Below are 14,443 nucleotides of genomic sequence, written 5' to 3'. Positions count from 1 at the left end.
CCAAAGACGAACGGGAGACGACATGATGGCTGGCAGCGCGACCCTTGATCGCAGCGAACGGACGGCGGCCGCCCCCGTCGATCAGGATGTGCTGATCGTCGGCGCGGGCATCTCCGGCATCGGCATGGCCGTGCATCTTCAGATGAACTGTCCCGACCGCAGCTTCGCGCTTGTCGAGCGGCGCGCGAATCTGGGCGGCACCTGGGATCTGTTCCGCTATCCCGGCATCCGCTCGGACAGCGACATGCACACGCTGGGGTTCATCTTCGAACCGTGGAAGCATGAAAAGTCGATCGCCGACGGTCCGTCGATCCTCGCCTATCTGAACCGCATCGTCGACGAGCGCCATATCCGCGACCATATCCGCTTCAACCGCAAGGTGGTCGGCGCCGACTGGAGCAGCGCCGAGGCGCGCTGGACCGTGACGCTGGAAGATGACGCGGGCGCGACCACGACGACGACCGCGCGCTGGCTCTATCTCGGCTCCGGCTATTACGACTATGACGAGCCCTATGACGCGCATTTCCCGGGGCGCGAGGATTTCGCGGGCCAGATCGTCCATCCGCAATTCTGGCCGAAGGATTTCGACTATGCGGGCAAGAAGGTGGTGGTGATCGGGTCGGGCGCGACCGCCGTGACCATTGTTCCGTCGATGACCGAAAGAGGCGACGGCAAGGGCGCGGCACATGTGACGATGCTCCAGCGCACGCCGACCTGGTACGCGATCCGTCCGGCGAAGGACGGGATCGCCAATTTCCTGCGCAAGATCCTGCCCGAAAAGCTCGCCTACAGCATCACGCGCTTCAAGAATATCCGCCTGCAGGACATCGTGTTCCGCCGCGCGCGCGAAAAGCCCGAGAAGGTCGCCGATTTCCTGACCAAGAAGCTTAAGCAGGCGCTCGGCGACAAATATGATCCGGTCGCTTTCACTCCGCCCTACAATCCATGGGACCAGCGCCTGTGCCTCGTCCCCGACGCCGATTTCTTCGAGGCGATGAAGGCCGGACAGGCATCGGTCGTCACCGATCATATCGAGCGCTTCGACCGGACCGGCATCCAGCTCAAATCGGGCGGGCACCTCGACGCCGACATCATCATCACCGCGACGGGCCTCAAGCTCGCGGTCGCGGGCAAGATTCCGGTGCGCGTCGATGGCGAGACCGTCGATTGGAGCCAGCATTTCTACTACAAGGCGTGCATGTTCTCGAACGTGCCGAACTTTGCGGCGGTGTTCGGCTATCTCAACGCGAGCTGGACGCTGCGCGCCGACCTCGTTTCCGAATATGTCTGCCGCGTCCTCAACCATATGCGCGATACCGACACCACGGTCGCGACGCCGGTGCTCGAAGACCCGTCAACGCTGGTCGAGGACGACATCTTCGACTTCTCGTCGGGCTATATCCAGCGCGCGCTACACATCATGCCGAAAAGCGCGGTCGACATGCCTTGGCGGCTCAGCCAGAATTATGTGCGCGACCGCGTCGACATGCGTACGGGCACGATCGCCGACGGCATCCTGACCTTCGGCCACGCGCGCAAGGCGGCGGCATCGCCGCCGGCGGAACTGGAGGCGGCCGAGTAATAGGCCACCGCCGTCAATCGACGTGCTCGGGCTTGCCCTTGCGCGCGCCCCTGGCAAGCTCTTCGAGCTGCTTTTCGCTCATGCTGTCGACCATCTCGCGCGACGCGCCCTTCAGGTCGGACTTAGGGGTGTCGCCGCGCTTGGCGCTGAGCGCGGCGCCGGCGGCTTTCTGCTGAGCCTTGGATCTGGCTGGCATGACCTGTCTCCTGTCTGCCCCCGCTATCCGTTAACGCCCCCTATCCGTTAACGATCGTCCCACCGTTGGGATGCAACACCTGACCCGACATATAGCTGCTGTCGTCGCAGGCGAGGAACAGGAAGCAGGGCGCCACCTCATTGGGTTCGCCCGGCCGCTGCATCGGCGTGCTCTCCCCGAAATGCGCGACCTTGTCGGCGGGGGCGCCGCCGCGCGGGTTCAGCGGGGTCCAGATCGGCCCCGGCGCCACCGCGTTGACGCGGATTCCCTTCGCCACCAGATTCTCGCTCAACGACCGCGTGAAGGCGGTGATCGCCCCCTTGGTCGCGCTGTAGTCCAGCAAGCCCGGCGAACCCTGGTACATCGTCACGCTGGTGCAATTGACGATCGCCGCGCCCTTGCGCAGATGCGGCAGCGCCGCCTGCACGAGGTAGAACATGCCGAAGATGTTGGTCGCGAAAGTGCGCTGAAGCTGGTCGGGGTCGATGTCGCGGATGTCCTCCGCCGGATGCTGTTCCCCCGCATTGTTGACGAGTATGTCGAGCCGCCCGAAGCGCTCGATCGTCCGCTCGACGATCTTCGCGCCCGCCGCGGGCTTGCCGACATCAGCCTTGACCGCGATCGCGTGGCGCCCCTCGCCCTCGACGATCGCGACGCTGTCCGCGGCGTCCGCCTTGTTGTCCTTGTAGACGATCGCGATGTCAGCGCCCTCGCGCGCGAAAAGCGCACAGACCGCGCGGCCGATGCCGCTGTCGCCGCCGGTGACAATGGCGACCTTGCCGTCGAGCCGGCCCGATCCCGGATAGCGCGGTTCCCACCGGGGCGGGCGGTCGAGGTCGGATTCGCGGTCGCTGGGCGGATCGGCGATCGTCTTCGCCTTGCCGACCGCCTTTTCGAGCTTCGCCGCCGCGCGCTTCTTGCCGCGCTTCTCGGTGGGGGTTTCGCCGACCTTGCCGGCCTTGGGCTGCTTGGCCATCGTCGCTATCCTCGTGTTGCCGGACGGAAATCGCCGCGATATTCGGGCTTGAGCGCGTGGATCAGCGCCGCCGACATCGGCAGGTCGATCCTGTAGCTGCCCTCGACATAGGGGCCCACTTCATAGGGACCGATCCCGATCGTCAGCCGGTCGAGCTTCTTCCCGTCGGACGAGCCGAGCCAGATCGTCTGCGCCGACGCCACCGGGCATTTGCCGGAAACGCTGTCGGTATCGCGGTTCCATTCGACGCCGCGTGCGGTCTTGGCGCGCTCGACGCCGGCGCACAGGTCGTCGTTCGCCGCCTTGTCGAACGCCGCGCCGCTCGTGAACATGTCGAGCGGCTTCAGCCGCGTCGCCTTGTTACGGTCCCACACCAGCGTGTCGAAGCTCTGCATCCCGTGCGCGCCGCCCATATAGGTTCCGATCTCGGCCGACAGGCTCAGGAAGCGCGGCGTATCGGTGACACGCTGCCAGCTCTGGAGGTGGCTGTGCGCGTGATAGGGAAACCCCTCCTTCGCCGCCGCTGCCCTGTCGCGCTCGGCCGCCGCGACCAGCGCCGCGCGCTGGACCCCGCGGTCGTTGTCGAGCCATGCCGCAAGCCCCGCAATGCGCGCCGCCTCGACCGGATAGCTGTACGCGAATTCGATGAGGTCGGTCTTTTCCTCGACCTTGGAGGCTGTCGCTTCCTTCGCCGCGACATCGGCGGCACCGTTCAGCGGCGCGCCCGGGACCGACGCCGCGGCCTCCTTTTCGGCGCGGGTCGGCGCGGCCTTTTCCGAACAGCCGGCGACAAGCAGCGCGCCCATGCACAGGAGCGCCGCGGAGCGATGGGGGAATATCCTCGTCATGCGCCAACAACGCCGGGAATCGACAAAGTTTCCACGTCGGCTTAGGTAAGGCGCGCCCGGCGGCGTCGATCTTTCTTCCGTTCGTGCTGAGCTTGTCGAAGCACCGTCCTTCTCTCTCCTCAACGCTGAAAGAAAGAACGGCCCTTCGACAAGCTCAGGGCGAACGGCGTGGATCGGATGCGCCGCATTTTTATGCAGGACCGCCATGTTCGATTATTCCGACCTGATCCAGCCCGACAAGGGGCAGGACGCCCGCACCATCCATCTGGTCGACAAGACAAGCTATGACGATTGGCTGAAGGGGCGCAGCGCCCGCGAACGCACCGCCCTCGCCGCCGCCGGCTACAAACCCGACGGCTACGCTCACGCCATTCTGCCCGGCGACGATGCCGAAAGCTGGTCGGTGGTGACCGCGGTCGCCAATGTCGACAGCCTGTCGGCATGGTGCCTCGCCAAGCTGGCGCAAACGCTGCCCGAAGGCCGCTACCGCGTCGAAGGCCGCCAGCCCGGCAAGGCGCTGTTCGGCTGGCTGAGCGGACAATATCGCTTCGACACCTATCGTTCGAAGGCCGAAGCACGCGGGGGCCGCGTGCTGCTGACCACCGACGTCGCGGCGATCGCGCCGGCCGTCGCCGAGATGCGCGGCGTCGCGCTGGTCCGCGACCTCGTCAACACCCCGGCCGCCGACATGGGCCCCGCCGCACTCGAGGCCGCGGCCGAGCGCATCGCCAGGGCGCACGGCGGGACGCTGACGGTGACGAAGGGCGAAGCGCTCGAACAGGGTTATCCGATGATCCACGCGGTCGGCCGCGCCGCCGCGCGCCACCATGCGCCGCGCCTGATCGAGATCGTCTGGGGCAAGGAAGATCATCCGCGCATCGCGCTGGTCGGCAAGGGGATCGCGTTCGACAGCGGCGGGCTCGACATCAAGCCCGCGGCGGGGATGCGGCTGATGAAGAAGGACATGGGCGGTGCCGCGCACGTTCTCGCGCTCGCCGAGCTCGTCATGGCGACCGGCCTCCCCGTCCGCCTGCATTGCCTCGTCGCGGCGGCGGAGAACGCCATATCGGCCGACGCCTTTCGCCCCGGCGATGTGCTGCGCAGCCGCAAGGGGCTGACGGTCGAGATCGGCAACACCGATGCCGAGGGGCGGCTCGTGCTCGCCGATGCGCTGGCGAAGGCAGGCGAGGATGCTCCCGAGCTGGTCGTCGACTTCGCGACGCTGACCGGCGCCGCGCGCGTCGCGCTCGGCCCCGATCTTCCGGCGCTCTATGCGAACGACGACGTGCTTGCCGACGAGTTGCTGAAGGGCGGCGTCGAGCGCGACGATCCGCTGTGGCGGATGCCGCTGTGGGATGGCTATGCCGACCTTCTCGAAACCGATATCGCCGACCTCGGCAATGCTGGGACATCAGCGTTCGCGGGGTCGATCACCGCCGCGCTGTTTCTCAAGCGCTTCGTTCCGGAAGGCGCGGCCTGGGCGCATTTCGACACCTTCGCGTGGCGCCCGTCGGCGAAGCCCGGACGGCCGAAGGGCGGCGCGGCGCTTGGGCTGCGCGCGGCCTGGGCGATGCTGCAAGGACGCTACGACCGGCGCGGCAAGGCCTGAACATCCTTGATAAAGCGCGTCCCGCTGGTCTAATGGCGCGCGATTGTCCGTCCCGGCGGACCTCATCCATTTTCAGGACGGCTAGTGAAAGCAGAGATTGGCGATAAATCCGCGGCGAGCCGGGTACGCATGGGGCGCCCCGGCGCGGCCGGTGCGGGCCGCGACCGCTTCGCCCTCGCCGGAACGTCGCAGCCGTTCGACCCCCGCGTCGTCGCGATCCGCCCCGACCTCGCCGACATCGCGGTCGCCGGCCACTATTTCGCCCCGCACTATGCCGCGCCGATGATGCGGAGCTGCGTGCTTCCGGCGACGGCGCTGCGCGCCGACCCGGCGCCCGACGCCCGGCAGACGAGCGAGTTGCTGTTCGGCGAGGCCTTCGCGCTGCTCGACCTCACCGGCGGCTGGGCGTGGGGCTACAGCCTTGCCGATCATTATGTCGGCTATCTCGCCGCCGAAGCGCTCGGCGCGCCGATCGCCCCGACCCACCGCGTCACGGCCGCCGAGGCGATCCTGCACAGCGCGCCCGACGCCGCCAGCGGCGGATCGGCCATCCTGCCGCGCGGCGCGCTGGTCATGGGCGAGGAGCAGGGCGAATGGCTCGCGACGCCGCACGGCTTCCTGCCCCGCGCCTCGCTGGTCGAAGCGGACGGCCGCGACGACGATCCGGCCGGCATAGCCGAAGCGCTGGTCGGCGCACCCTATCTGTGGGGCGGCCGCACCGCAAAGGGCATCGACTGCTCAGGGCTCGTCCAACTGGCCTGGAGCGCGGCGGGCGTTCCGCTTCCGCGCGACAGCGACCTGCAGTTCGCGGCGCTCGGCCCCGACAGGGCGGTCGATCCGGCCGCTCTCGCGCGCGGCGACCTCGTCTTCTTTCCCGGCCATGTCGGCATCATGACGGACCCCGAAACGATCGTCCATGCGAGCCGGCATTGGGGCGCGGTCAAGGCCGAGCCGCTCGCCGATCTGGTCGCGCGCGTCGCGGCCGAAGGCAAGGATCCGCCGATCATCGGCGCCCGGCGGCCGGGGCAGGCATGACACACACGGTCTTCATCGACGGCGCCGCCGGAACCACCGGCCTCGAGATCGCCGAGCGGCTCGCGGGACGAACCGAATTCGCCCTGCTCACGCTCGACGATGCGCGGCGCAAGGACGCGGCGGCACGGCGCGAGGCGCTGAACGCCGCCGATTTCGTCATCCTCTGCCTGCCCGACGACGCGGCGCGGCAGGCGGTGGCGATGATCGACAACGACCGCACGCGCGTGATCGACGCCTCGACCGCGCACCGCGTCGCCTCCGGCTGGATCTACGGCTTTCCGGAAGTCAGCGGCCATGACGCGGTCGCGCAGGCCGCGCGCGTCTCCAACCCCGGCTGCTATTCGACCGGCTTCATCGCGCTCGTCGCGCCGCTCGTCCGCGCGGATCTGCTGCCTGCCGACTGGCCCTATATCTGCCATGCGGTCAGCGGCTATTCGGGCGGCGGCAAGGCACTGATCGAACGCTTCGAGGCCGACCCCGACATCGCCTGGCGCGGCTATGCGCTGGCGCTCGGCCACAAGCATGTGCCGGAGATGCAGGCGCGCTGCGGTCTGGCGGTCGCCCCGCTCTTCTCGCCCGCCGTCGTCCCCGCGCACCGCGGCATGGTGGTCGAGGTGCCGTTGCCGCTCGCGGCGATGCCCGGCGCCGCCTCGCCCGACGCGCTGCGCGCCGCGCTCGCCGATCATTATGCGGACAGCACGGTCGTCGCGATGGGCACAGCGCCCGAAAGCGGTGAAATGCTGCTGCGCGCCTCCGACGAAGGCAGCGACCGGCTCGACCTGTTCCTGTTCGCCAGTGCCGATGCCAGCCAGGTCCGGCTCGTCGCGCGCCTCGACAATCTGGGCAAGGGCGCCAGCGGCGCCTGCATCCAGAACCTCAACATCATGGCGGGTTTGCCCGAGACCGCGGGGCTGCGCCTGTAAAGCGCCGCCGCGCTCAGTGAACGGTATCGAGCGGAGCCTCGATCGACAGATAGGTGATCAGCCGCTCGATCTGCCGCCAGCGCGCGAAATGGACGTGGTTGCCCAGCACGCGATATTGCTCGGCGCGCGCCGCCGCGGCGAAGCCCGCTTCCTCGCCATGATCGCGGATCAGCGCATCGGCTTCGTCGACCGCCGTGCGGTCGGCCAGGAAAGGTGCGGGCAGCTGCATGGAAACCCCGATCCGTTGCATCGAACCCGCCGTCTAGCGCGGCCGCATCACCGCGCCGTTCCCAACCGTGATGAACGATCCAGTAAGGTTAACGGGCACGTTCCGTCCCGCCCGCGTTTCGCGCTTTGCCGCGGCGAAGCGCCGGTGTAGACAGGCGCCATGCGCAAGATCGTCAAATATGCCGCCCTCGTCCTGCTGTTGATCCTGATCGCCGGCGGCATCGTCCTCTACATCCTGTCGCGCCCCGACGTGGCGCGCTTCTCGACCGCCGAACTCAGCGGCCGGGTGCCGGTGATGGCCTCGCAGCATCCCGAGAGCTTTCCGACGATGAACGTCCCCGAGGCGACGAGCTGGTCGGCCGGCGAAGCACCGCGGGCTGCCGAAGGCCTGACCGTCGCGCGCTTCGCCGACGGGCTCGACCACCCGCGCGCGATGCTGGTGCTGCCCAATGGCGACGTGCTGGTCGCCGAGGCGCAGAGCCCGCCGCGCGAGGATGGCGGGATCGAAGGCAAGGTGATGAAATCGCTGATGGGCAAGGCGGGTGCCGGCGGCGTGTCGGCAAACCGCATCACGCTGCTGCGCGACGCCGACGGTGACGGCAAGGCGGAAGTGCGCAGCGCCTATATCACCGGCCTCAACTCGCCTTACGGCATGGCGCTGGTGAAGGATACGCTCTACGTCGCCAACACCGACGCCATTCTCGCCTTCCCCTATGTCGAGGGCGCGACCAAGATGGCGGGCCAGGCGAAGAAGATCGCCGACCTGCCCGCAAAGGGCACCAACCGCCACTGGACGAAAAGCCTCGCCGCGGCGCCCAATGGCTGGCTCTATGTCGGCGTCGGCGCCGACAGCAACATCGGCGAAAAGGGCATGGCGAACGAGGTGAAGCGTGCCTCGGTGCTCGAGGTGCGGCCGGAGAACGGCTATGTGCGGACGTTCGCCGCGGGCATCCGCAATCCCGTCGGCCTCGCCTTCTATCCTGGCAGCGACCAGCTCTGGACCGTGGTCAACGAACGCGACATGCTGGGCAGCGACCTCGTTCCCGACTATCTGGCCGAGATCGACGAAGGCGATTTCTATGGCTGGCCCTGGTATTATTGGGGCGGCTACATCGATCCGCGCGTTGCGCCGCCCGAGGAGGATCAGCGCCAATATACCAAGCGCCCCGCCTATGGCCTCGGCGCGCATGTCGCGCCGCTGGGGATGACCTTCACCCAGGGACTCGACCTTGGCGAGCGCTGGGCGAACGGCGTGCTGGTCGCGCGCCACGGATCGTGGAACCGCGAACCCGCGACGGGCTATGACGTCGTCTTCGTCCGGTTCGGCACCAACAAGCGCCCCGCCGACGCGCTGCCCGTCATCCTCCTCGACCGCTTCCTCGCCGCCGACGGCAAGACGACGCGCGGCCGCCCCGCCGACGTCAAGGTCGCGAAAGACGGCAGCGCGCTGGTTGCCGACGACACCGGCGGCGTGATCTGGCGGATCGCGAAGGCGGGATGACGACAAGTCCTGCGTCACTCGCAGGGTTCAGCGGTAACGACGAAGCCATCCATGACGCGATGACTTGGACGGACTTCCATGTCCGTTCGTGTCGAGCGTAGTCGAGACACCCATCAACCTGGTGCAATGCTTACGGGTGTCTCGACTACGCTCGACACGAACGGGACGATGGATCGAATTCAGCCGATACCATGGATCAGCGCCAACATCATCGCCGCCATGCTCCTGCGGCCGAAGCTCAAGGCAGCGTTTTCACGCCCCGCGGCATCACACCCGCATCGGCATCAGCACATAGAGCGCCGGGCTTTTCTCGCTTTCGCGGATCAGCGTCGGCGCATTGGCATCGGCGAGATGCAGTTCGACCGTGTCGCCATCGACCTGCCCCAATATGTCGCTGAGGTAGCGGGCGTTGAAGCCGATCTCCAGCGGCTCGCTGTCGTATCCGGCGGGCAGTTCCTCGGCCGCAGTGCCGTTTTCGGGGCTGGTCACCGACAGGGTGATGCGATCCTTGTCGAGCCCGACCTTCACCGCGCGCGTCTTTTCGCTCGCGATCGTCGACACGCGGTCGACGCCCTGAAACAGGCTCTTGGGATCGACCTTCAGCAGCTTGTCGTTCGCGGTCGGGATGACGCGGCTATAGTCGGGGAAAGTGCCGTCGATCAGCTTCGACGTCAGCACCGCATGGCCGAGCTGGAAGCGGATCTTGGTCGCCGACAGGCTCACCTCGACATTGCCCTCGGCCTCGTCGAGCAGCTTGCGGATCTCGCCGACGCATTTGCGCGGCACGATCACGTCGGGCATCGCGCTCGCACCGTCGGGCCGCGTCACCGTATAGCGCGCGAGGCGGTGGCCGTCGGTTGCCGCGGCCTTCAGCACCGGCCCGCTCGCATCCTCCGCGACGTGCAGGAAGATGCCGTTGAGATAATAGCGCGTTTCCTCGGTCGAGATGGCGAAGCGCGTCTTGTCGATGATCTGGATCAGCTCGGCGACGGGCAGCTCGAAGCTGGTCGGCAGGTCGCCCTCGGCGATCACCGGAAAATCATCGCGCGGCAGCGTCGGCAGGTTGAAGTTCGAGCGGCCCGCCTTGACCTGCATCTTGCCGTCGGCGGCGGCGAGGCTGACCTCAGCCCCCTCGGGCAGCTTGCGTGCGATCTCGAACAGCGTGTGCGCCGACACGGTCGTCGTGCCGGGCGTTTCGACCTTCGCGGCGACGGTCTCGACGACCTGAAGGTCGAGGTCGGTCGCCATGAGTTTCAGCTGTCCGCTAGCGTCGGCTTCAATCAGGACGTTCGACAGGATCGGAATGGTATTGCGCCGTTCGACCACCGACTGGACGTGGCCGAGGCTCTTCAGAAGCACTGCGCGTTCGATCGTCGCTTTCATTCTTGTCCGCCATCCTGTGTCTTGCGGGAGAAGTCCCTGCGGGGGCGGGCGATTCGGCGCCCCGATTCCCTGCCCCCGAAAATGCCAACCTTCCTTACCGAACGCATCGCGCCGCGCAACCCAATGCTTGCAAAGCCGAGCGTTTCGCGCAATCGGACCGGATGCGCCCGGCGCTTTTCCTCCTCCTGCTTGCGGCGCAGCCGGCCGCCGCCTGGGCGGCCCCGCGCACCGCGCTCGGCGTCTTCGACGGCTGGGGCGCCTTTCGCGAGGCGGCGACGCCGCGCTGCTACGCCATCGCCGCGCCCGCGGCGACGATCGGCACGCCCCGCACGAAGCCCTATGCCAGCGTCGGCTATTGGCCCAAGGCGCGCATCCGTGGCCAATTCTATGTCCGCCTGTCGAAACCGCGCGGCGCCAACCGCGAATTGCGGCTGACCGTCGGCAGCCGCCGCTTCATCCTCACCGGCAACGGCGTTCATGGCTGGGCGAGCGACGCCCGCATGGACGCCGCGATCATCGCCGCGATGCGATCGGCCCCGAGCATGAGCGTCGAGAGCGGCACCGAAAGCGGCGGCGCGATCGCCGACACCTACCGCCTGCGCGGCGCGGCGACCGCGATCGACGCGGCGGCGCTGGGATGCGCGCGGGCGGGATAGCGCCTTCGCTGCGCTGTGCCTACTTCCGCGCCGCCTTAGCCTCCGGCGCCAGCGTTTCGACGACCTCGCCCGCCGCGTTGAGGAATTCGATCGCACCATAGCCTTCGGGGGTCACCGTCAGCCGCACCCGCGCCCGGTCCTCCGCATCGGCAAGCGCCACCGATGGCGTGCCGTCCGCCGCAACGTCCAGCTTGATCCGGGTCGAGGTCGCCACGCCGGGCACCAGACGATTTCCCAGCGCCGGCTCGCGAAGCGGCGGTGGCGCCTGGTTGATCGAGAAGCTCACCGCGCCGTCGGGCGCGACACGCCAGCCGATGGCATCCTGCGCCGGATGGTCGAGCGCCAGCACCGCCATGCTGCCGTTCGGCAGGTCGGCGACGCCGAACCCGCCGCGCTCGCTGCCCCTGGCATCGTAGAGGATCAGTCCCGATACGTCGAACGCCCGCTTGTACTGGATGCCGTCGATGATCGGCGCCGGCGTGTCGGCGGCCAGGGTCATGCGGATCGTTCCGTCGTCTCCGACGATGTCGATTCGCTTGGCGGTAATGCGCTCGTGATCGACCGATTCGACGCGCACGGCGGGATCGCGATCGGCGATGATCTTCTCGAGCGTCTCGATCGAAGGCGCCGCCGGCCGGGCGATCGCGGGCGCCGCGGTCAGCGATCCGACGAGCAGCAAGGGAAGGGCATATCGCGGAGGCATGATGGTATCTCGCAGAAAAGAGGAGAGGAACCGATGGAAACGACCCGGCGGGCCCGCATCCTTGCCCGGTGGCGGCCGGAACCGTCAAGCATTCGCTCCCTTTTTCTCCGAGCGGATGGATCGTTACGCCGACCGACACGGGTTCGACAGATTGTTGCGATGACGCTTGCCCCCACCCGCTTCTTTGCGCATGATCGCGGATGACTGCCGGGGACGCGTCCAGCAGAAAGACGCGCCCTGCCCGGTCGAACGATTGGGATGAGGAGACAGCAAGATGAACGCGCCCGTGCGCTGTGACGGTACCGCCCGCGAGCGGCACAAGACGCTCGATTTCATCGGTTTGCGCGCCCATGCGACGACCGTCGGGCTGATCCAGCTTTGCGAGGAGCTGATGAACGCCGGCGTGCTGAGCGCAGAGGGATTGCAGCGCATCAAGGATGCGATCCGCATGGAACTGACCGTGTGCAATGCCCGGATTTCAGGGCAGTCGAACTTCGACGACACGCTGCGCCGCCGCCTCGACGCGATCTTTCCGCAGGCGCCCGGCCGCCCGCCCGAGGAGCCGGTCGGCCCGCTCACCGATTTCGAGGAAGCGATCGAGGAAGGCCTGCCGCACTGAGATGAAGGCGGGCGATGCGCGATTGCGCAAGCCCCCCTTCCCTCCTATATCGCCGCGCATCATGCAGATTCCCGGCCATATCGACCCGGTCACGACCGGCACCGTGCCGTTGCGCGGCGGCAACCGCATCGACCTGGTCGGGTTGACGCGCGAAGGGATTCGCGCCGCGCTGGAAGAAGCCGGGCTCGACGCCAAGGCGGCCAAGCTGCGCGCCAAGCAGATCTGGCACTGGATCTATCACCGCGGCGTCACCGAATTCGATGCGATGACCGACATCGCCAAGACGATGCGTCCGTGGCTGACCGAGCGGTTCATCGTCGGCCGCCCCACCGTCGTCACCGCGCAGGTGTCGAACGACGGCACCCGCAAATGGCTGCTCGCCGCCGCCGACGGTCAGGAATATGAGATGGTGTTCATCCCCGACGCAGATCGGGGAACGCTGTGCGTGTCGAGCCAGGTCGGCTGTACCCTCAACTGCCGCTTCTGCCACACCGGCACCATGCGCCTCGTCCGCAATCTGGGGGCCGGCGAGATCGTCGGGCAGGTGCTGCTCGCGCGCGACGCACTCGGCGAATGGCCGAAGGGAACGATGGCAGGAGGCGCGGAAGACGAGGAAGACGACGCCGGCCACTACACCGCCGATGGCCGCATGCTCACCAACATCGTGATGATGGGGATGGGCGAGCCGCTCTACAATTTCGACGAGGTCAAGAGCGCGCTGAAGATCGTCATGGACGGCGACGGGCTGGCGCTGTCCAAGCGCCGCATCACCCTGTCGACGAGCGGAGTCGTGCCGATGATGGCGCGCGCGGGCGAGGAGATCGGCGTCAACCTCGCGGTATCGCTCCACGCGGTCAGCAAGGAAATCCGCGACGAGATCGTGCCGCTCAATCGCAAATACGGCATCGAGGAACTGCTCGCCGCCTGCGCCGCCTATCCGGGCGCGAACAATGCCCGGCGCATCACCTTCGAATATGTGATGCTGAAGGACAAGAACGACAGCGACGCCGACGCGCGCGAACTGGTGCGACTGCTCAAGCAGTACCGGCTGCCCGCGAAGGTCAACCTGATTCCGTTCAACCCGTGGCCCGGCGCGCCTTATGAATGCTCGCCGCCCGAGCGGGTGCGCGCGTTCAGCAACCTGATTTTCGAGGGGGGGATTTCGGCGCCGATCCGCACCCCGCGCGGGCGCGATATCATGGCCGCCTGCGGCCAGCTCAAGAGCGCGGCGACCAAGCCCACCCGCGCCGAACTCGACCGCATCGCTGAGGAAAAGCAGGCCGCGCTGGGCTAAAGCATGATGACTTTGGAAGGACTCGTCATTGCGAGCGGCGAAGCCGCGCGGCAATCCAGAGTGGCGCAAACCGCCCTGGATTGCTTCGCTCCGCTCGCAATGACGCAAGTCGGTCAATCCAAAGTCATCAGAGTCTAAACGCTAATCGGCTTCGCCGAAATCAAGCTCCCAACCGTCATCCTAGCGAAAGCCGGGATCGCTGTCGACCCGACCCAAACCCGCAAGCGATTCCAGCTTTCGCGGGATGAGGAGGCCTGCTCCATTCTGACCGTGTTGCAAAAACAACACAGGTAAGAAAATTGTCTTATTCTGAACGATCCATTCATGGCAGCGACAGGCCGCAACCCCATTTAGGGGCCGGGTCGCGACCCAACAGGGCGCGTCCCGATTGAAGAAAAAAGGAAAATGACATGAAAAAGTTCGCAGTTGCCGCCGCTCTCCTCACCGCGGTCGTTGCCACCCCCGCCCTTGCCGCCGACGGCGGCGAAGCCCGCGTCGAAGTGCGCGGCGGCTACATCTCGGGCGGCGGGCTCGACGACGCCACGCTCGGCATCGCGGGCGGCTATGACCTGAACGCCGGCCAGACGACCTTCATCGGCGCCGAGATCGCCGGCGACAAGGTTCTCAAGAAGGGCTTCGACGTCCAGTTCTCGGCCGGTGGCCGCGCGGGCGCCAATGTCGGCACCAACGGCAAGGCCTATGTCAACGCGGGTTACACCTTCGGCCAGATCGACGACCCCTATGTCGGCGCCGGCTATCAGCACAAGCTGGGCCAGAACGTCTATGGCAAGATCGAATATCGCCATCAGTTCATCAACAACTTCAGCGACCACGACACCTTCGGCGTCGGCGTCGGCCTCGCCTTCTAAGGCGACCGCCAGAGCTGAAAA

Annotated in this window: 15 protein-coding genes; 9 read left to right on the top strand and 6 right to left on the bottom strand. The window is 67.2% G+C overall.

Annotated elements, in window-relative coordinates:
* Positions 1–25: 25 nt before the first annotated feature.
* The gene (locus ABS88_RS06020) at positions 26–1,582 is read left to right on the top strand and encodes a flavin-containing monooxygenase (protein ID WP_076077659.1); all 1,557 of its coding nucleotides are present in this window, start codon (positions 26–28) and stop codon (positions 1,580–1,582) included.
* 13 nt (positions 1,583–1,595) lie between these two features.
* Here ABS88_RS06020 and ABS88_RS06015 read toward each other — a convergent pair whose 3' ends face one another.
* The 3 genes from ABS88_RS06015 to ABS88_RS06005 are packed head-to-tail and all read right to left on the bottom strand — an operon-like array spanning position 1,596 to position 3,602.
* Positions 1,596–1,778: a DUF3008 family protein gene (locus ABS88_RS06015; RefSeq protein ID WP_076074523.1), complete on the bottom strand. Its 183-nt coding sequence runs from the start codon at positions 1,776–1,778 to the stop codon at positions 1,596–1,598.
* Between the two features lie 40 nt (positions 1,779–1,818).
* Complete coding sequence (locus ABS88_RS06010; RefSeq protein WP_104959437.1) at positions 1,819–2,754, bottom strand: glucose 1-dehydrogenase; 936 nt, start codon at positions 2,752–2,754, stop codon at positions 1,819–1,821.
* Between the two features lie 5 nt (positions 2,755–2,759).
* Positions 2,760–3,602 carry a DUF4163 domain-containing protein gene (locus ABS88_RS06005; RefSeq protein WP_076074521.1) on the bottom strand — a complete coding sequence of 281 codons (843 nt, stop codon included), beginning with the start codon at positions 3,600–3,602 and terminating at the stop codon, positions 2,760–2,762.
* A gap of 205 nt (positions 3,603–3,807) precedes the next feature.
* On the opposite strand from ABS88_RS06005, the gene ABS88_RS06000 reads away from it, so the two are divergent.
* The 3 genes from ABS88_RS06000 (at position 3,808) to argC (ending at position 7,169) form a co-directional block, all read left to right on the top strand.
* A complete protein-coding gene (locus ABS88_RS06000) occupies positions 3,808–5,211 on the top strand; it encodes a leucyl aminopeptidase family protein (protein WP_076074518.1) in 1,404 nt (467 codons plus the stop codon).
* Between the two features lie 84 nt (positions 5,212–5,295).
* A complete protein-coding gene (locus ABS88_RS05995; RefSeq protein WP_234002588.1) occupies positions 5,296–6,246 on the top strand; it encodes a C40 family peptidase in 951 nt (316 codons plus the stop codon).
* Entirely contained in the window at positions 6,243–7,169 is a 927-nt protein-coding gene (gene argC, locus ABS88_RS05990) for an N-acetyl-gamma-glutamyl-phosphate reductase (RefSeq protein ID WP_076074514.1), read from the top strand. Before ABS88_RS05995 ends, argC begins: the two co-directional genes overlap by 4 nt.
* Positions 7,170–7,182: 13 nt before the next feature.
* Here the strand turns inward: argC and ABS88_RS05985 are convergent, their stop codons facing one another.
* Positions 7,183–7,398 (bottom strand): hypothetical protein, encoded by a 216-nt coding sequence (locus tag ABS88_RS05985; protein ID WP_082796929.1) that lies wholly within the window; start codon positions 7,396–7,398, stop codon positions 7,183–7,185.
* 159 nt (positions 7,399–7,557) lie between these two features.
* Between ABS88_RS05985 and ABS88_RS05980 the strand changes: the two genes are divergently transcribed.
* On the top strand, positions 7,558–8,898 hold the full coding sequence (locus ABS88_RS05980) for a PQQ-dependent sugar dehydrogenase (protein ID WP_076074511.1): 1,341 nt from the start codon (positions 7,558–7,560) through the stop codon (positions 8,896–8,898).
* 267 nt (positions 8,899–9,165) lie between these two features.
* Here ABS88_RS05980 and dnaN read toward each other — a convergent pair whose 3' ends face one another.
* Positions 9,166–10,281: a DNA polymerase III subunit beta gene (dnaN, locus tag ABS88_RS05975; protein WP_067105679.1), complete on the bottom strand. Its 1,116-nt coding sequence runs from the start codon at positions 10,279–10,281 to the stop codon at positions 9,166–9,168.
* A 161-nt stretch (positions 10,282–10,442) separates the two neighbouring features.
* Here dnaN and ABS88_RS05970 point away from each other — a divergent pair, with 161 nt between their 5' ends.
* Positions 10,443–10,937 carry a hypothetical protein gene (locus ABS88_RS05970; protein WP_076074508.1) on the top strand — a complete coding sequence of 165 codons (495 nt, stop codon included), beginning with the start codon at positions 10,443–10,445 and terminating at the stop codon, positions 10,935–10,937.
* 19 nt (positions 10,938–10,956) lie between these two features.
* On the opposite strand, the gene ABS88_RS05965 is transcribed toward ABS88_RS05970, so the two are convergent.
* Positions 10,957–11,640, bottom strand: coding sequence for a hypothetical protein (locus tag ABS88_RS05965; protein WP_076074506.1), 684 nt, complete (start codon positions 11,638–11,640; stop codon positions 10,957–10,959).
* A 274-nt stretch (positions 11,641–11,914) separates the two neighbouring features.
* Between ABS88_RS05965 and ABS88_RS05960 the strand changes: the two genes are divergently transcribed.
* The 3 genes from ABS88_RS05960 to ABS88_RS05950 all read left to right on the top strand — a co-directional run bounded on the left by ABS88_RS05960 (position 11,915) and on the right by ABS88_RS05950 (position 14,422).
* The gene (locus ABS88_RS05960; protein ID WP_067181969.1) at positions 11,915–12,259 is read left to right on the top strand and encodes a hypothetical protein; all 345 of its coding nucleotides are present in this window, start codon (positions 11,915–11,917) and stop codon (positions 12,257–12,259) included.
* Between the two features lie 61 nt (positions 12,260–12,320).
* Complete coding sequence (gene rlmN / locus ABS88_RS05955) at positions 12,321–13,553, top strand: dual-specificity RNA methyltransferase RlmN (protein ID WP_199775063.1); 1,233 nt, start codon at positions 12,321–12,323, stop codon at positions 13,551–13,553.
* Between the two features lie 410 nt (positions 13,554–13,963).
* Positions 13,964–14,422 (top strand): outer membrane beta-barrel protein, encoded by a 459-nt coding sequence (locus ABS88_RS05950; RefSeq protein ID WP_067113725.1) that lies wholly within the window; start codon positions 13,964–13,966, stop codon positions 14,420–14,422.
* The last annotated feature ends 21 nt before the right edge of the window (positions 14,423–14,443 follow it).

The sequence above is a fragment of the Sphingopyxis sp. SCN 67-31 genome, assembly GCF_001725095.1.
Note: the sequence above shows the minus strand (reverse complement) of the source record. Positions and strands in the feature narration are given on the sequence as shown.